Source organism: Nocardia sp. NPDC055002, from assembly GCF_053608825.1.
Window position 1 is genome coordinate 1,355,872 of sequence record NZ_JBSGWE010000001.1, and the last position, 20,952, is coordinate 1,376,823.

24 protein-coding genes are annotated in these 20,952 nt (G+C 67.9%); 10 read left to right on the forward strand and 14 right to left on the reverse strand.

Annotation, left to right across the window (positions count from 1 at the left end):
• Positions 1-23: 23 nt before the first annotated feature.
• Positions 24-494 (forward strand): grhN, encoded by a 471-nt coding sequence (locus ACWF99_RS06455; RefSeq protein ID WP_452535130.1) that lies wholly within the window; start codon positions 24-26, stop codon positions 492-494.
• Between the two features lie 9 nt (positions 495-503).
• On the forward strand, positions 504-1,301 hold the full coding sequence (locus ACWF99_RS06460) for an MBL fold metallo-hydrolase (RefSeq protein ID WP_452535132.1): 798 nt from the start codon (positions 504-506) through the stop codon (positions 1,299-1,301).
• A 3-nt stretch (positions 1,302-1,304) separates the two neighbouring features.
• Here the strand turns inward: ACWF99_RS06460 and ACWF99_RS06465 are convergent, their stop codons facing one another.
• A complete protein-coding gene (locus ACWF99_RS06465; RefSeq protein WP_452535134.1) occupies positions 1,305-1,889 on the reverse strand; it encodes a TetR/AcrR family transcriptional regulator in 585 nt (194 codons plus the stop codon).
• Between the two features lie 105 nt (positions 1,890-1,994).
• Between ACWF99_RS06465 and ACWF99_RS06470 the strand changes: the two genes are divergently transcribed.
• Positions 1,995-2,831, forward strand: a complete 837-nt coding sequence (locus ACWF99_RS06470; RefSeq protein ID WP_452535136.1) for an SDR family oxidoreductase — start codon at positions 1,995-1,997, stop codon at positions 2,829-2,831.
• A 4-nt stretch (positions 2,832-2,835) separates the two neighbouring features.
• Here ACWF99_RS06470 and ACWF99_RS06475 read toward each other — a convergent pair whose 3' ends face one another.
• Genes ACWF99_RS06475 through ACWF99_RS06495 form a run of 5 tightly spaced genes read right to left on the reverse strand, consistent with a single transcriptional unit; the run spans position 2,836 to position 6,881 of the window.
• On the reverse strand, positions 2,836-3,312 hold the full coding sequence (locus ACWF99_RS06475) for a nitroreductase family deazaflavin-dependent oxidoreductase (RefSeq protein ID WP_378631430.1): 477 nt from the start codon (positions 3,310-3,312) through the stop codon (positions 2,836-2,838).
• Positions 3,313-3,363: 51 nt separating this feature from the next.
• Complete coding sequence (locus ACWF99_RS06480; protein ID WP_452535138.1) at positions 3,364-3,744, reverse strand: carboxymuconolactone decarboxylase family protein; 381 nt, start codon at positions 3,742-3,744, stop codon at positions 3,364-3,366.
• A complete protein-coding gene (locus ACWF99_RS06485) occupies positions 3,741-4,628 on the reverse strand; it encodes an NAD(P)-dependent oxidoreductase (RefSeq protein WP_378630330.1) in 888 nt (295 codons plus the stop codon). The genes ACWF99_RS06480 and ACWF99_RS06485 overlap by 4 nt, the downstream gene beginning before the upstream one ends.
• Positions 4,625-5,374: an SDR family oxidoreductase gene (locus tag ACWF99_RS06490; RefSeq protein WP_378630328.1), complete on the reverse strand. Its 750-nt coding sequence runs from the start codon at positions 5,372-5,374 to the stop codon at positions 4,625-4,627. The genes ACWF99_RS06485 and ACWF99_RS06490 overlap by 4 nt, the downstream gene beginning before the upstream one ends.
• 37 nt (positions 5,375-5,411) lie before the next feature.
• On the reverse strand, positions 5,412-6,881 hold the full coding sequence (locus ACWF99_RS06495; RefSeq protein WP_452535140.1) for an aldehyde dehydrogenase: 1,470 nt from the start codon (positions 6,879-6,881) through the stop codon (positions 5,412-5,414).
• A gap of 119 nt (positions 6,882-7,000) precedes the next feature.
• On the opposite strand from ACWF99_RS06495, the gene ACWF99_RS06500 reads away from it, so the two are divergent.
• The 6 genes from ACWF99_RS06500 to ACWF99_RS06525 all read left to right on the forward strand — a co-directional run bounded on the left by ACWF99_RS06500 (position 7,001) and on the right by ACWF99_RS06525 (position 13,335).
• Positions 7,001-7,594 (forward strand): TetR/AcrR family transcriptional regulator, encoded by a 594-nt coding sequence (locus ACWF99_RS06500; RefSeq protein WP_378656840.1) that lies wholly within the window; start codon positions 7,001-7,003, stop codon positions 7,592-7,594.
• Between the two features lie 111 nt (positions 7,595-7,705).
• Entirely contained in the window at positions 7,706-9,058 is a 1,353-nt protein-coding gene (locus ACWF99_RS06505) for a cytochrome P450 (protein WP_452535142.1), read from the forward strand.
• 18 nt (positions 9,059-9,076) lie between these two features.
• Positions 9,077-10,336 carry a cytochrome P450 gene (locus ACWF99_RS06510; protein ID WP_378630321.1) on the forward strand — a complete coding sequence of 420 codons (1,260 nt, stop codon included), beginning with the start codon at positions 9,077-9,079 and terminating at the stop codon, positions 10,334-10,336.
• The gene (locus ACWF99_RS06515; RefSeq protein ID WP_452535145.1) at positions 10,336-11,598 is read left to right on the forward strand and encodes a glycosyltransferase family 4 protein; all 1,263 of its coding nucleotides are present in this window, start codon (positions 10,336-10,338) and stop codon (positions 11,596-11,598) included. The genes ACWF99_RS06510 and ACWF99_RS06515 overlap by 1 nt, the downstream gene beginning before the upstream one ends.
• Positions 11,592-12,323 carry a class I SAM-dependent methyltransferase gene (locus ACWF99_RS06520; protein WP_378656849.1) on the forward strand — a complete coding sequence of 244 codons (732 nt, stop codon included), beginning with the start codon at positions 11,592-11,594 and terminating at the stop codon, positions 12,321-12,323. Before ACWF99_RS06515 ends, ACWF99_RS06520 begins: the two co-directional genes overlap by 7 nt.
• Positions 12,313-13,335, forward strand: a complete 1,023-nt coding sequence (locus ACWF99_RS06525; protein ID WP_452535147.1) for a prenyltransferase — start codon at positions 12,313-12,315, stop codon at positions 13,333-13,335. Before ACWF99_RS06520 ends, ACWF99_RS06525 begins: the two co-directional genes overlap by 11 nt.
• A 6-nt stretch (positions 13,336-13,341) precedes the next feature.
• Here the strand turns inward: ACWF99_RS06525 and ACWF99_RS06530 are convergent, their stop codons facing one another.
• The gene (locus tag ACWF99_RS06530; protein ID WP_378630314.1) at positions 13,342-13,998 is read right to left on the reverse strand and encodes a class I SAM-dependent methyltransferase; all 657 of its coding nucleotides are present in this window, start codon (positions 13,996-13,998) and stop codon (positions 13,342-13,344) included.
• A gap of 88 nt (positions 13,999-14,086) precedes the next feature.
• On the opposite strand from ACWF99_RS06530, the gene ACWF99_RS06535 reads away from it, so the two are divergent.
• The gene (locus tag ACWF99_RS06535) at positions 14,087-14,233 is read left to right on the forward strand and encodes a DUF1059 domain-containing protein (protein WP_378630312.1); all 147 of its coding nucleotides are present in this window, start codon (positions 14,087-14,089) and stop codon (positions 14,231-14,233) included.
• Here ACWF99_RS06535 and ACWF99_RS06540 read toward each other — a convergent pair whose 3' ends face one another.
• Genes ACWF99_RS06540 through ACWF99_RS06570 form a run of 7 tightly spaced genes read right to left on the reverse strand, consistent with a single transcriptional unit; the run spans position 14,234 to position 20,949 of the window.
• A complete protein-coding gene (locus ACWF99_RS06540) occupies positions 14,234-14,806 on the reverse strand; it encodes a hypothetical protein (protein WP_452535149.1) in 573 nt (190 codons plus the stop codon).
• Between the two features lie 19 nt (positions 14,807-14,825).
• Positions 14,826-15,782 carry an MlaD family protein gene (locus ACWF99_RS06545; protein ID WP_452535151.1) on the reverse strand — a complete coding sequence of 319 codons (957 nt, stop codon included), beginning with the start codon at positions 15,780-15,782 and terminating at the stop codon, positions 14,826-14,828.
• Complete coding sequence (locus ACWF99_RS06550; RefSeq protein WP_378630307.1) at positions 15,779-16,813, reverse strand: MlaD family protein; 1,035 nt, start codon at positions 16,811-16,813, stop codon at positions 15,779-15,781. Before ACWF99_RS06550 ends, ACWF99_RS06545 begins: the two co-directional genes overlap by 4 nt.
• Positions 16,810-17,880 (reverse strand): MlaD family protein, encoded by a 1,071-nt coding sequence (locus tag ACWF99_RS06555; RefSeq protein WP_378630305.1) that lies wholly within the window; start codon positions 17,878-17,880, stop codon positions 16,810-16,812. The genes ACWF99_RS06550 and ACWF99_RS06555 overlap by 4 nt, the downstream gene beginning before the upstream one ends.
• 32 nt (positions 17,881-17,912) lie before the next feature.
• Positions 17,913-18,848, reverse strand: coding sequence for an MlaD family protein (locus ACWF99_RS06560; protein WP_452535154.1), 936 nt, complete (start codon positions 18,846-18,848; stop codon positions 17,913-17,915).
• Between the two features lie 59 nt (positions 18,849-18,907).
• Positions 18,908-19,906 carry an MlaD family protein gene (locus ACWF99_RS06565; RefSeq protein ID WP_378630302.1) on the reverse strand — a complete coding sequence of 333 codons (999 nt, stop codon included), beginning with the start codon at positions 19,904-19,906 and terminating at the stop codon, positions 18,908-18,910.
• Complete coding sequence (locus tag ACWF99_RS06570; RefSeq protein WP_452535157.1) at positions 19,906-20,949, reverse strand: hypothetical protein; 1,044 nt, start codon at positions 20,947-20,949, stop codon at positions 19,906-19,908. The genes ACWF99_RS06565 and ACWF99_RS06570 overlap by 1 nt, the downstream gene beginning before the upstream one ends.
• Between the last annotated feature and the right edge of the window lie 3 nt (positions 20,950-20,952).

Genomic DNA, 20,952 nt, shown 5'->3' on the forward strand with positions numbered 1-20,952 from the left:
CGGGAAATTCCTAGCCTCGACCTATGACGAACACCGGAACCACAAATGTGCGCCTCAGTCCGCCACCGCCGGAACTGATGCGACTGATCAATCCTGTCGTGCGGCGTATCTTGGCGACGCGATGGCTCGGCAGCCGCATTCGCCGACAGGGAATGGTCGAATTCACCGGCCGCCGCACCGGCCGCACACTGCGGATCCCGGTCTGCCTGCACCACGTCGGCGACGAGACGCTGATCTTCACCGAGCGAGCATGGCGCCACAATCTGGTCGGCGGCGCACCCGTCACCATCACCCACCGCGGGCAGATCCGCCACGGTCGCGCCGTGCTCCTCGATGCCGCGCCTGCCCGAGTCGGCGCCGCGATGCGAGCGGCGATGGACGACGGCGCCGGCCCGTTCGAACTCGGGCTGAAGATCACGCGCGGCTACGACCCGACCGCCGACGACCTCGCTGCCATCGCGCGCTCGATCATTCGAGTCGATTTCGAGGATTGAGGAAACACCATGCGTATCAATCGAATCCAGCACGACATCACTGTTCTCGCCGATGAACTGGAAGTTCCCGGCATCGGCCATATCCCGGTCAACGCCTACGTTCTGCACGCGGCGGAACCCGTCGTCGTCGACACCGGCCTCAGCCTTCCCGACCGCGGGTTCATGGCGGCACTGAGTTCGATCGTGGATCCAGCCGACGTGGAATGGCTGTGGCTCACCCATCCCGATCGCGACCACACCGGATCGCTGTTCGACCTGCTCGATGCCGCCCCGAACGCCCGGCTGATCACGACATTCGCCGGCCTGGGCATCATGTCGTGCGCTCGACCGGTCCCGATGGACCGCGTGTACCTGCTGAACCCGGGGCAGTCCCTCGATATCGGCGACCGACGCCTCACCGCGTTTCGCCCACCGTTGTTCGATAATCCGAGCACGGTCGGGTTCTACGACGAACGCAGCGAATCATGCTTCACCTCCGACTGTTTCGGCGCTCCGCTGCCCAGCGCCGAACTCGCGACCGCCGACGACGTGGGTTACACGCCACCGGCCGCGATTCGCGCGGCACAGCATCTCTGGGCGGCGGTGGACAGCCCGTGGGTGCACATCGTGGACGAGAGCAAATACCTCGCCACCGTGTCGGCGATGCGCGCCTTCGACCCGCGACGGATCCTGAGTACACATCTTCCGCCCGCGGGTGGACGCACGGCGGAGTACTGGGACATGCTTGCCGAGGCGCCGCATGCCGCGCCGTTCGTCGGTCCCGATCAGGCCGCGCTGGAACAGATGCTGGCGAGCTTCGAACCCTGAGTGTCAGGCGGTATGCAGGATCCTCAGTGCGGCCCGCTCGATCCGGTCGGCGATTTCGGAGTACGACTCGTAGCCCATGCCCGCCCGCACCAGCGCGCCCGCGTAGATGATCTCGAGCAATTCGATGACCTCGGTGTCGGCGTCGGGGCCGAGAGCGCGCGCGAGTCTGCCGCGGATCTCGATGCCGATGCGGGTGCGCAGGTGTTCGACATCCGGGTCCGAGCCCAGCAGCGCGCCGGTGACCGCGCCGGACAACTCTTGCTCCTCGGCTACCAGCAGCGCGATGTTGCGCAGCTCGGCCAGCACCCGCACCGTCGGGTCTTGGTCCTCGCTCGCGGGCGAGTGCGAGGCCAGCAGGCGCCGCCAGAAGATCTCGGCGACCAGGTGCTCCTTGGAGGAGAAGTAGGTGTACGCGGTCGCGGTGGCGACGCCTGCTTCCGCGGCGACCAGCCGGATCGTCATGCCGGAGAAGCCATCGCGTGTCAGCACCACCAGCGCGGCCCTGGTCAGCCGTTCGACGGTGTCGGCCTGCTTCCCGGTCAATCGACGCCGGGTCGCTTCGAGACTGATGGAATCGCTTTCAGACATGCGTCCGGATGTTACTCGCCAGTCCCATGGCGTCGGCGAACCACACCACGTCGGCGCGGGGGTCGGGGTTGATTCGTAACCGTGTCCAGAATACAATCTGGACACATGTCTGATGCATCGAACATGCCGTCCACCGCGGGCAAAGTAGTCGTTGTCACCGGCGGCGCGCGCGGCATCGGGCGTGCGGTCGCGAGCGAACTGGCCGGGGCAGGGGCGGTCGTCGCCCTCGGCGATATCGATGCGAGCACGGTCGCGAACACCGGGACCGAGATAGGCGCGTCCATGGCGCGGCACCTCGACGTCACCGATCCCGCGTCGTTCGCGAGTTTCCTCGCCGAAGTCGAAAAGACCTGCGGCCCTGTCGATGTACTGATCAACAACGCGGGCATCATGCCGGTCGGCCGGTTCACCGAGGAGTCCGACGAGATCACCCGCCGGATTCTCGACATCAATGTCTACGGCGTCCTGCTCGGCACCAAGCTCGCGCTGCCACCGATGCTCACCCGCGGCCGCGGCCACATCGTGAACATGGCCTCGATGGCCGGTGAGAACCCGACGCCGGGAATGGCCACCTACTGCGCGAGCAAGCAGGCGGTGCTCAGCTTCACCGAGACCATGCGCCTGGAACACCGCGGCACCGGCGTGCGGTTCTCCGCGGTGCTGCCGACATTCACCCGCACCGAGATGATCGCCGGAACCCGCGCTCCGCGTGCGCTGCTCGCCGAGCCGGCCGACGTCGCCAGCGCGGTCGCCGCCCTGATCGCCCGGCCACGCCGCCGCGTGTCGGTCACCCGCACCGCGGGCATGCTCGCCGCCTTCAACAAGCTGACCCCAGGCCCGCTCGGTGAGTTCATGGCTCGGCGGCTGGGCGTGCACCGCACCTTCATCGATGTCGACCGCGATGCCCGTCGCGCCTACGACGACCGGCTCGCGGCCGACTGAGGGCTCAGGTGCGCGACAGGATCACGACGGGAATCTCGCGTTCGGTCCAGGACTGGTAAGCATCGAAATCGGCGTAGAGGCGGGTCAGCAAGGGCCACAGCCGCTGACGCTCGTCGGCGTCGGCCACACGGGCAACCACCGGGTAGTGCTCGCTGCGGATCCGGACATGGGCGTTCGGATCCGCGAGCAGATTCCGGTACCACTGCGGATGATTCGCGAGGCCGCCCTGGGAGCCGACGATGACCAGATCCTCGCCGTCGACGAGATAGAGCAGCGGCGCGGCGAAGATCTTGCCGGACTTTCGACCTCGATGTTCGAGCAGCAGCGTCGGCACCGGGCTGCGGAACCCGGCACCGATGCGCCAGGTACCGCCGACGCGGCCGTTGGTGCGGCGATAGACCCACGCCTGTGCGCGCGACCCGTATCGGATGATCCGGGTCGTCATCGGCGAGTTCAGCCCTTTCGGCTGATTCTTCGGCATAACCATCGTCCGCACGCTACAGCGATCGCGGATCGGCGATAACGGGGTCGATCATTTCTTGCGACGCTCCTGCGCGATCACCTTGCCGACGATACCGTCGAGCTTCGTCCCCGCGGGCCAGCCGACGTAGTGGCACAGGAACAGGGCGATCTCACGCAACTGTTCCTCGGACAGCTCCCCATTGCGCAGAGCGGCGCCGATCTGGATCTCGGCGACATCGACATCGCCCTGCGCGGTGAGCGCCCCGAGCAGCAGCAGCCGACGCTCGCGCACGGTCAAGGCGGGCCGCGACCAGATGTCGGCGAACAGGTGATCGGCGGTGACGGCGAAGTGCTCGCCGGGGCCGTCCTCGAACTCCCAGCCGTAGACCTCGGTCATCTTGGCCAAGCCGCGCTTGCGGACGTCGGCGGGGGTTTCTCCGTTGGTGGTCATGAGATCTCCTTGTCGAGCGCGGGTTCGGCGACGCCGAGTCCCTCGGCGAGACGGGCGAGGGCCAGCCGCGCCAGTGGCAGGTCGACCGCGAGCCGGTCGCCGAGGTCGAGCGCGAGCGAGAGGTCCTTCTCGCCGAGATCGCGCACGTGGCCCAGGATGGGGAACCAGAAGTCGTCGGGGTCGATCGGCGCGGTGGTGTCGCGCAGCATGATCGCGCCCGGCCCACCGGTCACCGCGTCGGAGTGGCGGACCACCTTCCCGAGTGCGGTGAGACTGAGCCCGGCGGCCTCGGCCAGGCGCTGCGCCTCGGTGGCGGCGGTGAACGAGATGAAGTGAAGAAGGTTGCGTGCCAGCTTCATCCGTGTTCCCGCACCGACCGGACCGGCGTGCACGACGAGGTCGGAGAAGCACCCGAACGGCGGCCGGATCCGGTCCACCGCGGCGGCGCTACCGCCGACCATCACGGCCAGGCTCCCCCGGGTAGCGCCGGGTGCGCCGCCGCTGACGGGCGCGTCGACGAAGTCGACCTCGTGCTCGGCGCACCGGGCGGCCAGCTCCTGCGCCGTCCGGTCGCTGATGGTGGAGTGCACGGCGACCACCGTGCCCGGTGCCGCGGTGCTCAGGATGCCGGAAGGGCCGGTGAGCACCTCGGTCACCTGCGCATCGTCGATGACCGTCACGCAGATGATCCGCGCGTGCGTCGCGACCTGCGCCGGCTCGGCGACCGCACGCGCACCCGCGGCGACGAACGGCTCGATGACCTCGGGCCTGACATCGCAGACCGTGAGCCCGCCCGGCCAGTCCAGCAGCCGCCGCGCGATCGGCGCGCCCATATTGCCCAGCCCGATGAATCCGACCGGGGCGCTGGCGGATTCGGCCGTCATCGGATGATCTGCCCGCCGTCGACGTTGAGGATCTGGCCGGTCACCCAGCTCGCCTCGTCCGACAGCAGATACAGGCAGGCGCCGACCAGGTCCTGCGGGGTGCCCATCCGCTTGATCGGAATGCGCTTGACCATGTCCTTGACCATGTTTCCTGGCGTGACGGTCTGGGTGGCCTCGGTGTCGATCGGGCCGGGCGCGATGGCGTTGACTCTGATCCGCGAACCACCCAGCTCGGTGGCGAGTTGCTGGGTGAGGCCGTTGATACCGACCTTGGCCAGTCCGTAGAACCCCGAGTACAGCCATGCGGCGGTGGATGATTGGTTGACGATCGAGCCGCCGCCTGCCGCGATCATCGGCTGCCAGACCGCGCGCGTCACATTGAGCGCGCCGTCGAAGTTCACGCCCATGAACTTCTTGTAGTAGTCCCACGGCACGGTGAGCAGCAGATCGAGCTTCATCTCGCCGTAGATGGCCGCGTTGTTGACCAGGTGGTTGATCGCGCCGAACTCGGCGACGGTGAACTCCGCCAGTGCGACAGCGGATTCGGGATCGGCGACATCGACGCGGCGGAAGGCCGCGACCCCGCCGTCGGCGACGATCTGCTTGGCCACCTCTTCGCCGCGCTCGGCATTGAGGTCGGCGACAACGACATTGGCGCCTTCGGCGGCCAGTGCGCTCGCGTAGACCGCGCCGATGCCCTGCGCGGCGCCGGTGACGATCGCGGTGCGACCGGTGAAACGTGCCATGGTGTTCAGCTCCTGAGTGTGGACGGTGTCGGTGAGGTCAGGCGGGGGTGGCGATCAGCTTGGTTTCGAGGTATTCCTCGAAACCGGCGACGCCCATCTCCCGGCCGATGCCGGACTGCTTGTAGCCGCCGAACGGCGCGTCCGCGTGGTACCAGAGGCCGCCGTTGACGCTCAGGGTCCCGGTGCGCACCCCCGAGACGACCCGGTCGAGCCGGTCGGGGTCGGTGCCCCACACCGAACCCGACAGTCCGTAGGGCGAATCGTTGGCCAGCCGGATCGCGTCGTCGTCGCCGTCGTGTGGAATCACGACGAGCACGGGCCCGAAGATCTCCTCCTGCGCGACGGTCGCGGTGTTGTCGAGTCCGCTGATCAGCGTCGGTTCGATGAAGTACCCACGTTCCTTGTCCGCCGGCCTGCCGCCGCCCACCTCGATCCGTCCGCCTTCGGCGCGTGCGATCTCGAGGTAGCGCTCCACCCGCGCCCGCTGACGCTCGGAAATCACTGGGCCGCACACGGTTCCGGGGTTGGTCGGGTCGCCGGCGGCCAGCCCGCGGAGCGCACCGGCCGCGGCGGTGACCGCGGCGTCGTAGGACTCGCGCGGCACCAGCAGCCGCGTGGTGAGGGCGCACCCCTGGCCCGCGTGGACGGCGACGGTGAACGCGGTGTAGCTCGCGGCGGCCGCGATGTCGGCGTCGTCGAGCACGATCGCCGCCGATTTGCCGCCCAATTCGAGGAAGGTGCGCTTGAGCGTGGCCGACGCGCCGACCATCACCGAACGGCCGGTCTGGGTCGAGCCGGTGAAGGTGATCATGTCGACCCGTGGATCGAGGACCAGCTGGGCGCCGAGGCCGTGATCGGAGGAGGTGACGATATTGATCACCCCGGCCGGGATGTCGGTGTGCTCGGCGATGAGCGGGCCGAGCACCGCCGCGCACCAGGGTGTGTCCGGGGCGGGCTTGAGAACCACGGTGTTGCCCGCGGCCAGTGCGGGCCCGATCTTGGCCAGGTTGATCTGGTGCGGGAAGTTCCACGGCGTGATGGCGCCGACGACACCGACCGCCTCGCGCCGGATCACCCGGCGACTGGCGATACCCATCAGGTCCCTGGTGCCGAGATCGGTTTCCCACGTGTAGTTCTCGGCCAGGTCGGCGGCGTAGGACAGATCCGCGATCGGCCCTTCCAGTTGCGGTCCGCTGGTCAGCATGACCGGTGTGCCGACCTCGGCGATGGTGATCGCGCGCAGTTCCTCGAGGTGCTCGCCCAGTACGTCGCGCAGCTGGCGCAGGCAGTGCGCGCGAAACTTCGGGTCGCGCGACCACTGCGTCTCGTCGAAGGCGGTGCGCGCCGCGGCGATGGCCGCCTCCATGTCGGCGCCGGAGGCGTCGGCGGCGTAGCCGAGCACCTCCTCGGTGGCGGGATTGATGGTCGCGAAGACACCGGAGCCACCCGGGATCAACTTGCCGCCGATCAACAGTGGTGTGCCTTCGGCGGGGACGAGGCCGTTCATAGCGAGGCTCCGATACGTGTCTGGACAGGTGTACGGAATATAGTTCGGTTCATCGATCAGACGCAAGACCATGGTTCGTTCATTGGTCCGTACACCAGGCTGTAGTACCATCCAGACACATGTCCGAAATCGCGCCTACCGGCATCGAAGCAACTCGCCGACGCTTGACCGAAAAGCAGGCCGATACGGTGGACCGCCTGACCGTCGCCGCCGTCGACGTGCTGTCACGCGAGGGCTATTCGGGGACGACGATCCGGCTCGTCGCCGCGTCGGCCGGCGTCGGCACCGCCACGGCCTACACGTATTTCTCCTCCAAGGAACACCTGATCTCCGAGGTGTTCTGGCGGCGGCTGGTCGCCATGCCGCCGCTGGCGACCGGCGAGGCCGACCGGACCGCGCGCGTGGTCGCCGTTCTTCGCCAGGTCTCGATGCTGGTGGCCGACGAACCCGCCCTGGCCGGAGCGGTCAGCAGCGCCATGCTCGGCGACGATCCCGATGTGCGGCACCTGCGGGTGCGCATCGGCCGCGAGATCCGCCACCGACTCGGCGAAGCCCTGGGCACGAAGGATCCGGAGAGCCTGGCCGCGCTCGAACTGCTGTACTCCGGGGCGCTTCTCCAGGGCGGGATGGGCCTGCTGTCCTATGCGCAGGTCGCCGACCTGCTCGAGATCTGCGCACGCCGATTACTGGCCACACCCGCCACGGACAGCTAGCGAACCGTCCGTCGGATTCGGCCCGAACCTTGTCGCGCATCCGGAAGCCGTAGTACTGTCCAGACACATGTCCATTTAGTGTCTGGACAGTATTCCGGGAAGGACTTTCCAATGACGCTGGTCAAACCGCAGCGCGTGTCCGGAGGCGAGGACGAACACGGGCACCTGGCCGAGTTCCGTACCGATCCGATCGCCCTGATGCGGCGCGTTCGCGCCGAGTGCGGCGATGTCGGATCCTTCGAGCTCGCCGGACGTGATGTCGTCCTGTTGTCCGGCGCCGAGGCCAATGAATTCTTCTTCCGGGCCGGCGACGACGATCTCGACCAGGGCGCGGCCTACCCGTTCATGAAGCCGATCTTCGGTGAGGGCGTGGTGTTCGACGCACCCCCCGAGCGCCGCAAGGAAATGCTGCACAACCAGGCGCTGCGTGCGGATCACATGCGCGGGCACGCGGGCACCATCGCCCGTGAAGTGGATCAGATGGTCGCGCAGTGGGACGACGAGGGCGAGATCGATCTGCTCGAGTTCTTCGCCGAGCTGACCATCTACACCTCTTCGGCCTGTCTGATCGGGGTGAAGTTCCGCAATCAGCTCGACGGACGTTTCGCGCATCTCTATCACGAGCTCGAGCAGGGCACCGACGCTCTGGCCTACGTGGACCCGTACGCGCCGATCGAGAGTTTCGTCCGGCGTGACGCGGCGCGCGCGGCGTTGGTCGAGCTGGTGCAGGCGATCATGGATCAGCGCGAGGCGAATCCGCCCACCAGCAAAGACGATCGCGACATGCTCGATGTCCTCATCTCGGTGAAGGACGAGAACGGGGCGCTGCGGTTCTCGGCCAGCGAGATCACCGGCATCTTCATCTCGATGATGTTCGCCGGCCACCACACCACCTCGGGCACCGCGGCCTGGACGATCATCGAACTGCTGCGCCATCCCGAGACGCTGGCCGGGGTGGTCACCGAACTCGACGAGCTCTACGCCGACGGCGCCGACGTGAGTCACCATGCGCTGCGCCAGATTCCGAATCTGGAAGCGACGCTGAAGGAGACCCTGCGGCTGCATCCGCCGCTGATCATCCTGATGCGCCTGGCGCGCGGTGAGTTCGAGGTGTGCGGGCACCGCATCGAGCCGGGCGACATGGTGGCCGCCACCCCCGCGGTCTCCAACCGGATTCCGGAGGACTTCCCCGACCCGGATGCCTTCGATCCCGCGCGCTATCTCGACCCGCGCCAGGACGACATCCTCAACCGCTGGACCTGGATTCCGTTCGGCGCGGGCAGGCACCGCTGCGTCGGCGCGCCGTTCGCGCTCATGCAGCTCAAGGCGATCTTCTCGATTCTGCTGCGGGACTGGGAGTTCGAGCTCGCACAGCCGTCGGACACCTACCGCAACGACCATTCCAAGATGGTGGTGCAGTTGCAGCAGCCCTGCCGCGTCCGCTACCGCCGCAGGCAGCGCTGAGCGCGAGCGGAGGTCACTGTGTCCGCGACATCCATCCCTGCCGGATTCGATTTCACCGATCCGGCCCTGTGGGAATCCCGCAACCCCGTCCAGGAATTCGCCGAGCTCCGCCGGACCGCACCGGTGTGGTGGAACGCCCAGACCGACGCGCAGTCGGGCGGCTTCCGCGACGGCGGCTACTGGGTGATCACCAAACACGAGGACATCAAGGAGGTTTCGCGTAATCCGGAGCTGTTCTCCTCCGAGCGCAAGGGCTCGGTCATCCGGTTGCCCGGCGAGGTGACACCCGAGCAGATCGAACTCACCGGCGCCCTGCTGCTGAACATGGATCCGCCCAAACACACCAAGATCCGGCGCATCATCGCCAAAGGGTTCACGCCGCGCGCGGTCGAGGGGTTGCGCGCGGCGTTGACCGAACGGGCAGGGGCGATCGTGGCCGCGGCGCGTGCGGCCGGTAGCGGTGATTTCGTCGAACAGGTGGCGTGTGAGCTTCCGCTGCAAGCCATCGCCGAACTCGTCGGGGTCCCCCAGCGGGACCGCCGCAAGCTGTTCGACTGGTCGAATCAGATGCTCAACTACGACGACCCGGAGTACGGCGACGCCACGACCACCGACGCCTCGTCCACCGCGGCGATGGAGATCCTCGGCTACGCCTGGAACATGGCCGAGCAGCGCCGCATCGAACCCAGCGACGACATCGTCAGCAGGCTCGTGCACGCCGATCTCGACGGGGAGGCGCTCGGCTCCGACGAGTTCGGGTTCTTCGTGATCCTGCTCGCGGTCGCGGGCAACGAGACCACCCGCAACGCCATCACCCACGGGATGAAGGCGTTCATCGACAATCCGGATCAGTGGGAGCTCTACAAGCGACAGCGGCCACGGACCGCGCCCGACGAGATCGTGCGCTGGGCGACGCCGGTGACGGTGTTCCAGCGCACCGCGACCGCCGACACCGAGCTCGGCGGACAACTCATCCGCGCCGGTCAGCGCGTCGGATTGTTCTACAGCTCAGCCAATTTCGACGAGGACGCCTTCGAGAGCCCGTTCCGCTTCGACATCTCGCGCGACCCCAATCCGCATCTGGGCTTCGGCGGTACCGGCGCGCATTTCTGTGTCGGCGCGAACCTGGCCCGGCTCGAGATCGAGCTGATCTTCAACGCCATCGCCGATGTGATGCCCGATTTGTCCCAGGTTTCAGAGCCACAGCGGCTGCGATCGGGTTGGATCAACGGCATCAAACACTGGCAGGTCAGCTACGAGTCGGGAACGGTGCACTGATGCGGATCGCGCTGCTGTCATATCGGAGCAAGGCGCATTGCGGCGGGCAGGGTGTCTATGTGCGGTACCTGAGTCAGGGACTCGTCGATCTCGGCCACCAGGTCGAGGTGTTCTCCGGCCAGCCCTATCCCGAGGATCTCGACCCGCGGGTGCGGCTCACCGAGGTGCCGAGCCTGGACCTGTATCGCGACGAAGACCCTTTTCGCACACCGCATCCCCGCGAGATCCGGGATCGCGTCGACCTGCTCGAGCTCGCCACCATGTGGACGGCCGGGTTCCCCGAACCTCGCACGTTCAGCTTGCGCGTGGCCAAGCTGCTGGCCGCGCGCGCCACGGAATTCGATGTGGTGCACGACAATCAGTGCCTGGGCTACGGCCTGCTCGCCATCGCGGAGCGGTTGCCGCTGGTGGCGACCGTGCACCATCCGATCACCCGCGACCGCGCGGTGGACCTGGCGGCGACGCCGTGGCGGCGCAAACTGTTTGTGCGGCGCTGGTACGGATTCCTCGGCATGCAACAGCAGGTGGCACGCCGGATTCCGGATCTGATCACCGTCTCGTCGTCCTCGGCCGCCGACATCGCCGAGGACTTCGGGGTGCGCCCGGGGCACCTGCACACGGTCCCCCTCGGGGTGGACACCGAGCTGTTCCGGCCGCGCTCGACACCACGGGTGCGTGGGCGGATCGTGGCGGTCGCCAGCGCCGACAAACCACTCAAGGGCATCGCGCATCTGCTCAAAGCCGTTGCCCGGCTGCGCCATACCCATGAGGTCGAGCTCCGGCTCGTCGCGAAGCTGGAGCCCAACGGCCCCACCGAGAAGCTGATCGCCGAACTCGGCATCGCCGATATCGTCACCCCGGTCAGCGGAGTCAGCGACGAGCAGCTGGCCGAACTGCTCGCCTCGGCCCAGATCGCCTGCATTCCCTCGATGTACGAAGGGTTCTCGCTGCCCGCCGTCGAAGCGATGGCGAGCGGCACACCCCTTGTCGCCAGCCGAGCCGGGGCACTGCCCGAGGTCGTCGGCGACTGCGCCGAACTGGTCGCTCCCGGCGACGTGGACGCCCTGACCCGGGTGCTCGGCGAGCTGCTCACCGATCCCGACCGGCGCGCCCGCATGGAAGCGGCCGGGCGTAGCCGCGTCCTCGCGTTGTTCAGCTGGGCGGCCGTCGCGGCGCAGACCGTCGCGATCTACGAGCAGGCCGTCGCCCGGCGTTTCCCGACCACGATCCCTTCCCACACTTTTCCGGAGGCCCCATGTTGACCGTCGATTTCGACCGCTTGGGCGTCGGCCCCGGATCACGGGTGATCGACATCGGCTGTGGTGCGGGCAGACACTCCTTCGAGGCGTATCGCCGCGGCGCCGACGTCGTCGCCTTCGACCAGAACGCCGCCGACCTGGCCGACGTGGACGTGATGTTCCAGGCCATGGCCGAGGTCGGCGAAGCCCCCGAGTACGCGAAGGCCGAGACCGTGCGCGGCGACGCGCTCGACCTGCCCTACGGCAACGACGAATTCGATGTGGTCATCGCCTCGGAGATCCTCGAGCACATCCCGCAGGACAACCGCGCCGTCATCGAGCTGGTGCGGGTGCTCAAACCCGGCGGCGCGCTGGCGGTCACGGTGCCGCGCTGGCTGCCCGAACGCATCTGCTGGGCGCTGTCGGACGAATACCACGCCAACGAGGGCGGCCACGTGCGCATCTATCGAGCCGACGAATTGCGCGACAAGATCACCGCGCGCGGCCTGCGCTACCACCACCAGGACTTCGCGCATGCCCTGCACTCGCCCTTCTGGTGGCTCAAATGCGCTGTCGGCGTGCGCAACGACGACCATCCGCTGGTGAGCGCCTATCACCGCATGCTGGTGTGGGACATGATGTCGGCGCCCGCGCTGACGCGCACGGCCGAACGTCTGCTGAACCCGCTGGTCGGCAAGTCCGTCGCCCTCTACTTCACCAAACCGGCGGTGCGCAGTGATGCCCGCTGACCTGCCCGCCGTTGCCGGGGTCGTCTCCGCGTGCGAGATCCGGCGCACCGCCGAATCCATCGCCGCCGCACAGGAACCCGACGGTGCGATCCCCTGGTTCGGCGGAGGCCACACCGATCCGTGGGATCACATCGAGTCCGCGATGGCGCTCACCGTGGGCGGATTGTGGGACGTGGCCCGTGAGGCCTACATCTGGTCGGCGAAATCGCAGCGGTCCGACGGGTCGTGGCCCATGCAGGTCCGCGCGGGCGTGATCGAGAACCACGACTCCGACACCAATTTCTGCGCCTACCTGGCCACCGGTGTTCTGCACGCCCTCTCGATCACCGGCGATACCGGGTTCGCCGCGGAGATGTGGCCGACCGTCCGCGCCGGCATCGACTTCGTTCTCGGGCTGCAACGGGGCGAATACGGCGAGATACATTGGTCGGCAAACGAATCCGGGTCGTCGGGGGAGGCTCTGCTGACCGGCTGCTCCAGCATCTTCCACAGTCTCGGCTGTGCGGTGACCCTCGCCGAGCGGGTGGGCGACCCGCGACCGGATTGGGCGGTGGCTCGCGGCCGGCTCGGCAACGCTCTGCGCCGTCATCCGGAAGCGTTCCTGGACAAGAGCCGTTACTCCATGGACTGGTACTACCCGGTCCTCGGCGGCGCGGTGCGCGGCGCGGCGGCCGCGGACCGGATAGCGCGGCACTGGAACGAATTCGTTGTCCCCGATCTCGGCATTCGCTGCGTGTCCGACGCACCGTGGGTCACCGGCGCCGAGACCTGCGAACTGGTGCTCGCACTCGATGCCATCGGCGACACCGCCGCCGCGAGCACGCTGTTCGCCGCGATGCAGCATCTGCGCGAATCGGACGGATCCTATTGGACCGGACTCGTTTTCACCGACGGCAAGCGCTGGCCCGAGGAGCGCACCACGTGGACCGCGGCGGCGGTCGTGCTCGCCGCCGACGCCCTCAGCCGCACCACCGCGGGCAACGGCATCTTCCGCGACGCACTCCCCCGGTGATCCGGCTCAGTTACATGCGGCGGTTCGCTGCAGGATGCGCAGCGAACCGGTGACCGAGAGCTCGCGGAATTTGCCGCTGTCGATCGCGCGTCGATAGATGTTGAACGGCGCGCGACCACCGTCGGCGGGATCGGGGAAAACGTCGTGGATGGCGAGCAGCCCGCCGCCGGCCACCCAGTGCACCCAGTTGTCGTAGTCGCGCTGGGCGGCTTCCTCGGTGTGGCCGCCGTCGATGAACAGCATGCGCAGCGGGGCCCGCCAGAGGCGTGCGGCGGCACTCGACGAGCCGATGATCGCGGTCACCGTGTCGGTGAGATCCGCGCGAATCATGGTGCGCCGGAACGTGGTCACGGTGTCGAAGACGCCGGTCTCCGGGTCGATCATGCTGGTGTCGTGGTACTCCCAGCCCGGCTGGTGTTCCTCGGAGCCACGGTGGTGGTCCACGGTGCACACGGTGGCACCGGTTTCGCGGGCCGCGGCGCCGAGATAGACGGTCGACTTGCCGCAGTAGGTGCCGATCTCCATGATGATTCCGTCACCCGCGTACGCGCGGGCGGCCGTGTAGAGCGCCTGTCCCTCCTCCGGCGGCATGAATCCGACGGTCTGTTCGGCGAGGGCGAACAGGTCGCTGGTACCGGCGGAGATCTCGTCTACAGCTCCCATGCGGGTGACGCTAACACATGACCTGGAATACAATCCGGACTACTGTCCGGAAACATGCTCGGATAGCCGGAACCCAAGGAGAACACCGATGAAGACTCGTCTCAACTGCCCCTGCGGCGTCAGCATTCGCGGCACCGACGAGGCCGATCTGATCAAGCAGACCCAGGAGCACCTGGCCGCGAACCACCCCGGCCACGACTACACCCCGGACGAGATCCTCTTCATCGCCTACTGATCATTTCGTCGGCAGGGCGTTCTGCAGGCCACCCACCTCGGTGATCTGCCAGCCGGAATTCCGGTCGACGGTGAGCGAATAGGTGACGGTGGTCCGCGTCCCCTCGGGCGTCTGGGCGCTGGTGGAGACCACGTCGAGGTAGGCGTTGACCTTGTAGATGCCACCGGCTTCCGAGATCACCTTCGCCGACAGCGGGTTCGCCTTCGACGTCCACTGCAGCGGGAGCAGGATCTGCTCCAATTGCGGTGCGGTGGCGTCGAATTTGGCGGCCAGAGACCCGGTGGTGCCGGTCTTGAGCCGGACGAACCAGGCAGGCACGTCGCGGTAGTCGATCGTGGACGCGCCGACGCCGTAGCCGGTCGCGATCTGCTCCACGCGCTCGGCATCGGCCGCGCGCGCGTCGCGCTCGGCGATCGTCGCCCGCGCCGAGAAATACAGCGCCGCGAACGTGACGACCGCGGCGACGAGCACCCCGATCGTGCCGCTGACCAGAACGGCCGAGAGCCGGACGGAGACGGTGCGCGGCGCCTGCTCGCCGGTAGCGGTGGCTTCTGCTTCGGTCGCTGTACTCATGGTCAGTTCCTTTGTCCGGCTATTTGACGCCGAGGCGGAAGTGCACGGTGCCGTCGGCGTCCACGTTCTGCAGTGCTTGGTCGATCAGGGTGCTGATGTCGATGGCCGGCGTCCGATGTACCGCATCGGTGACCACCGGGCCGAGAATCTGTCCCAGCGGCGCGATACTCGGGCCGATCTCGGTGATCAGGGCGCTCAAGTTGTCGAGGAAGGGAACCAGGCCGTCGCCGGTGAAGTAGTCGTCGACCGGACGGCTTTCCACGAGCTCCGAACCGGACTCGACGATCGCGTTCAGCGTGACACCGAACTCGCCGAACAGCGGGCCCGCCGTAGCGAGGGACGGTCCGAGCCACGCCATGTCACCGCCGAGGGCTTGGATGTCGGCGAACAGCTGCCGAATCGCTTCGGTGCGGCTGAGCAGCGTCGCCGCGAGCAGCGTCGATGACCGCTGCAGGGTCCCCATCGCGGCATCGGTCCCGGCCAGCGCGCGATCGAAGGTGTCGACCAGGTTCGCGATCGCCTCCGGACGGATCTGGTCGAGCAGCTCGACCAGCCGGGCCGAGAGCGCGGTGATGGTCGTCGGCAGGTGAACGCGGTCCGCCGCGACGACCTGACCGTCCTCGAGGTACGGGCCTGCCCCCGACTGCGGTGCGAAGGCGATGTAGGGCTCGCCCAGCGCCGACAACTGCTCGATGCGGACATCGCTGGACACCGGGACGCGGTAGCGACTGTCGATGCGCAACCGGACGAGCACACCGTCGGCCTGTTTTCGCACCGACTCGGTGCGCCCGACCTGGACACCGGAGAGCAGGACCGGTGAGTTCGGCGCCAGCCCGCCCGAGTTCGCCAGCCGCAGATCCGCGGTGCGGTAGCTGATTCGCGGATCGAGCCGCAGCACACCGAGCGACATGTACCCGACCCCGAAGATCAGCACCGCCATGATCGCCGAGAGTGACACTGTCGCACGAAGATTCATCGCACCAGGCCGATCATTCGCAGGGAATCGACGATCCGCTCGGTGTGTTCGCCGGGGGTGATCGACAGGTCGACCTTCGGTCCGTGTCGCGCGAACGGGACCAGGTCGGTGTTGATCAGGTCGATGAGCGCCTTCATGTTCGAGGGCGCGTCGGTATCGAGGGGGTGGCTGCCCAGCAGCATGGGGACCACGGCGCGGGTGGTGTCGTCCAGGGAGGACAGCAGCGGGCCGAGCCACTGCACGCTCGGCGCGACCGGGCCGAGCGCGGTCAGCACGAAGATGACGCTGATCTGGGTGTTCACCGCATCGGTGGTGTGTTGGACGCCGTAGGGGGTGAGCAGCTCGTCGAGAATCGGCACGTTGTGCCGCATGCCGTCTTCGACGGTGGCTTCCATGCCGTCGAGCAGGGCGTCGACCGAGTTCAGGTGGCTGCCGAGGTCGGCGATATCGGCGCCGAGAATGTCTGCGATCCTGGCTGTTTCGCGCGGATCGTCGGGAAAGACCCCGTTCATCGTGCGCACGATGTCCTGGAAGTCGGTCACCGCGCCGCTGCCGATGAAGGTGGACAGCCCGGCCAGGATGTCCTCGATCGGCGGCGACTGGGTGGTGTCGGCGAGCGGAATGGTCGCGCCGGCTGTCAGCTCGCCCGCGGTCGTGTCGGCGGGATCGCTCAGGGCGATGTGGACGTCGCCGAGCGGCGTCTCCTGGCGCAGTTCGGCGGTGGTGCCCACCGGGAGCCGGACCGACTGCTGGATCTCGACATCGACGACGGCATATCCCGGCACGGCCGCCCGATCCGCCGTGGCGGGGACGGGATCGACCAGGGTGACCCCGGTGAGCCCGCCGACGCGGACACCCGCCGCGATCACCTTGGCCCCCTGCGGGAGATTGAGGACGTCGGCGAATTCGATCCGTAGCGGGTAGGTGGGTCCGCCGACCTCGGCGCCCGGCACGGGCAGATCGGCGGGCTGGAATCCGCAACCGGTGGCGGCGAGCAGCACCGCGAGGACAAGCAGGGCGGCACGGTTCATCGGGCGCTCACCGCTCCCAGCAGGACGGGCATCGCGGGAATCGTCATCGCACCACTTTCCGAAGGAACGCACACCTGCCCGGTGACCACCTGCACGGCCGCGCAGATCTGGGCCGAGTCCTGCTGGGCGAGTGCGAGTTTCGGTGGCGCATAGCCGATGGTCAGTGCGCCGGTGGCCGGGTCGACGGCGCCGGCGAAACCACTGGCGACAGCGGGCGCCATCGCGATGACGTCGGCCAGCGAGCCGACCCCCGCCGCGATCATCCGCGACAGATCGGGTACCGCGTCCAGTGCGCGCAGTCCGGGCGAGCCGAACATCATGATCACGTCGTTGAGCTGGGGCAGCAGATCGGCGAGGGTGGCGACGATCGCGATGACCGGGGGAAAGGCGATGGTGACGATGTCGTCGAATGTCTGCGGCAACCCGGTCACCGTCGTCTCCACCTGCGACCAGCCGCCGCGCGCGCGGTGCGCGAGCTCGGTGAGCGCGTCGAGCAACTGCCCGAGGTGACCGATCGCCGCATCGGGTGCGGCCAGTGCCCGGCTCAGCGCGACGATGATGTCGTTGATCTGCTCGCCCGTTCCCGCGGTGGCGCGATCGAGGGCAGTGATCCCGGCGCCGAGGGCGGTCCGCTGCGCCGGATCGCCCGTGCCGTTGAGCTGGTCGGCCAGACCGGCGAGGGCGTCGAAGGTCTGCGTGAGGCTCTTGGGCGTCAGGGTTTTGGTGATGCACGCGCTCGAATTCCAGCCCGGCCCGACAGGTTCGTTGCCGATGAGGGCCAGTCGGCGGTCGGCGATCAAGGTGTCGCTGACCGTCACCGCCCCGACCTCGAGCGGCAGTTTGCGGTCGGCGCGGACGGTGAATTCGACGCGCGCCGAAGCACCGGCGATGCTGATGTCGGTGACCCGCCCGACCGGCACCCCCAGCACCGTGACCGCGCTGCCTTCGTACAGTCCGATGCTGTCGGGCATGTCGGCGCAGTAGGCCCGCATCGGCGGGTTCGGTGTGCTCAGCCGCAGGCCGAGCGCGCCGGCGAGGACGAGCGTCAGGACCACCGCGACCGACATCAACCCCCGCGATCCGAGTACCTGTTTCGATATCAACAGCCACCCCCCGGCAGTGGCACGCAGACCGCGGGTAACTGGATCGCCGCCCCGGATTGATCGACGCTCACCCCGCCGCCCGGCGGAAGCAGCGGGAGCAAGCGCTGCTCCAGCGCGCGCACCGAATCGAACAGGGCGCCCAGGCGCGTACCGAGCTCTTCGAGCGCGGGGACCGCCGCGGCGAGCGGGGCCACCCGCTGCGCGATCGAGGCGTCCCACGCGCGCCCGAGCGGCGTGACCTGTTTCAGGACGACCGACAGATCGATCAGGGAATCCGCGACCACCACCTTGTTGGTCTGGATGATCTGCTCGAGCGTGCCGAGGGTGATGATCAGGTTCGCCAGCACCTCGGCGTTGGCCCGCAGTGCGCTGAGGTACTCGTCGGCGATGGACAGGGTGCGCGAGATGTCCGCGTTCTGCTCGTCCAGGATCGCGACCACGTCACCGGCGGCGCGCACGGCCGACCGCACCGCGTCCGGGCTCTTGTCGATCGCGGTGGACAGCGCGGCGAGGTCGCGTCGGAAGACCTCGCCGTCGATGCGGCGCACCGGCTCCACCGCGTCCTGGAATGCCCGGGTCAGGTTGTAGGGCACGATCACTCGCTGCGCGGGCAGCACCGCATCACCCAGCGGTCGCGTGCCCGCGGGCAGCACCGCCACGTAGTAGCCGCCGACAAAGGTCAGCATCCGGATATCGAGGGTGGTCTGATCGCCGATGAACGCGTCGGCGGCGACGGTGAACTTCATCCTGACCCGGTCGGGCAGCAGGTCCAGCGAGGCCACTTTCCCGACGGGGATCCCGGCGAGCCGCACATCGTCGCCGACGCGGACCGAACCTGCCTCGGTCAGGTCGGCGGAATAGGTTCTCTGCGCGGTGGTTCCGGTGACATAGACGAGACCGATCGCGACCAGGAGCAGTACCGCGGTGCACATTCCCGCTATCCCCCAGCACAATTCACCCACGCGGGGGTCGTTGACGACGCGTCGGCGCGTTATCGGTGACACAGCACGATCCCCTGTCCGGCGATGAGCACTTGCAGCGGTGGCGGTGCGGTGGCGTCACCGTGCGAGCAGGTGAGGTCGGGCCCGGTCTGGGGAATCGCGCGCGTCATCGACTGGATGAGGCCGGGCAGGCTCTCGAACGCGGCCACCGCCTCGTACGGATCGGGGAAGGCTCTGGTGAGCGCCGCGTCGAGATCGCTGTTCGGCTCGCCGGTGACCCCGAACACGGTCAGCATGCTGCGCAGCGGTTTCAGCACACCGGGGATACCGATCGAGAAGTCCACCAGCCCGGGCAGTTTCGCGGTGATGGCCATGAACAGGTTGGTCAGATTGGTCAGCAGCGTGATGGCGTTGCCCGACTTTCCGTCGAGATGATCGGCGACCTCGGCGAGGTTGCGCGCGAGCGTCGACAGGACCACCTGACGGTCGGAAGCGAAGCGGCTGAGCTTGTCGATGGCGCCCAGTGCCTGCCCGAGACCTGTGCCGTCGCCCTGGATCACCGCGAGGATGCTGGTCGCGAACTGGTTGAGATCCTCGGGAGAGAGTTCGGCCAGCACCGGCTGCAAACCCTTGAACAGACGGGTGATGTCGAAGTCCGGCACCGTCTCCGCGGTGCTGAAAACCGATGCCGGATCACGTCGGCCCGTCGGCTGGTCGGGTTGTTCGACGCCCAGATACCGGAAACCCGTGAGGTTCTGGTAGCGGATGGCGATCCGGGAGTTGATGAACAGCGTCCGATCCCGCGCGACGGTGAAGCGCACGCGGGCGAGCGCGCCGTCGAGTTCGACGGCCACCACCTTGCCGACCTGCACCCCGTAGAGGCGCACGTCGTCACCGCTGCGCAGCCCGTTCGCATCGGTGAACAGCGCTGTATAGGTGTCGGTTTCGCCGTCGACGGGTCGCTCGATCACGCGCAGGACGCCGACCAGCACCACTGCCATCAGCGCGACCGCGGTGGCTACCCGGATCAGCAGGGCACGCGTTGTCATCAGTGCCCGCCCCCGAGCATCGCGGCCAGCGGCGCGGCCAGACCCGGCACACCGTCGAGCGCGACGTCGGCTCGGAGCACCGGGCCCTCGGTTGTGTCCTGGAAGGCGGTGTCGAGTCGGGTGAGCAGCTCGCTCAGTTGCTGCGCCGAGCGCTGCGGGGTGCTGACCGAGGCGGCGAGGCGGTCGAGGACAAGGCTGAGCATGGGCAGGATCTCCCCGAAGTACTGCTGAGAGGTGCTGAACAGTCGCGTGACCGTCGGCAGCAATTGGTACTGGACGCCCTCGAACATCCGGCCGAACCGCTGGAGCTGATCGGGGACCGCCAGGTATTTGTTCGTGTACTCCGCGTTCAGCAGCGTCAGGCCGCCGGTCAGCATCGGCGGCAGACCGGTCAGCGCCGAACCGAACTGCTCGAACAGCACCGAGGGCGGTAGCTGCCTGGTCTCGGCATAGGAGCGGGCGGTCGTGCCGATGGCTTCCAGCAGCGGGGTGAACGCCGTCAGATCGCGGGAGACGGTACTGAGCAAGGCGACGAGTTTCGGTGTCAGCACCTCGTCGGTGAGCTGTCCCGTTGCTTTCAGCAAGGCGGAGAGCGTGGCGTCGTGGACCCGATCAGCGTCACGACCGGTCAAGTCGACAATCGAACCGTCGACCAGCTCAGCACCGCCCACCGTCGAGTGCAGCTCGATGGCGCTGATGCCGAACAGGTTTCCCGGCGCGTAGTCGACGGCCAGCGCGTCGGTCAGGCCGAACAGCTGAGACCCGCTCAGCGTGAGCTCGATGCGCTGCTTGCTCCGGCCGGCGAAGTCGATCGTGTCGACCGAGCCGACCCGCACACCGTCGAGCCGGACATCGGTGCCCTCCCCCACTCCCTCGCCGACCTCGCCGACCAGCAGCGCGACCCGGATCTGGTCGGCGGGCACACTGTCGGGGACCACGCGCCAGACCAGCACGGCGAGTAGCGCGAGCGCGATGGCGAGTGCGCCGAGGATCCGGGCGCGCAGCGGCCCGACTTCGGTTCCCGGCAGGGCGTAGGCAGGCATGGC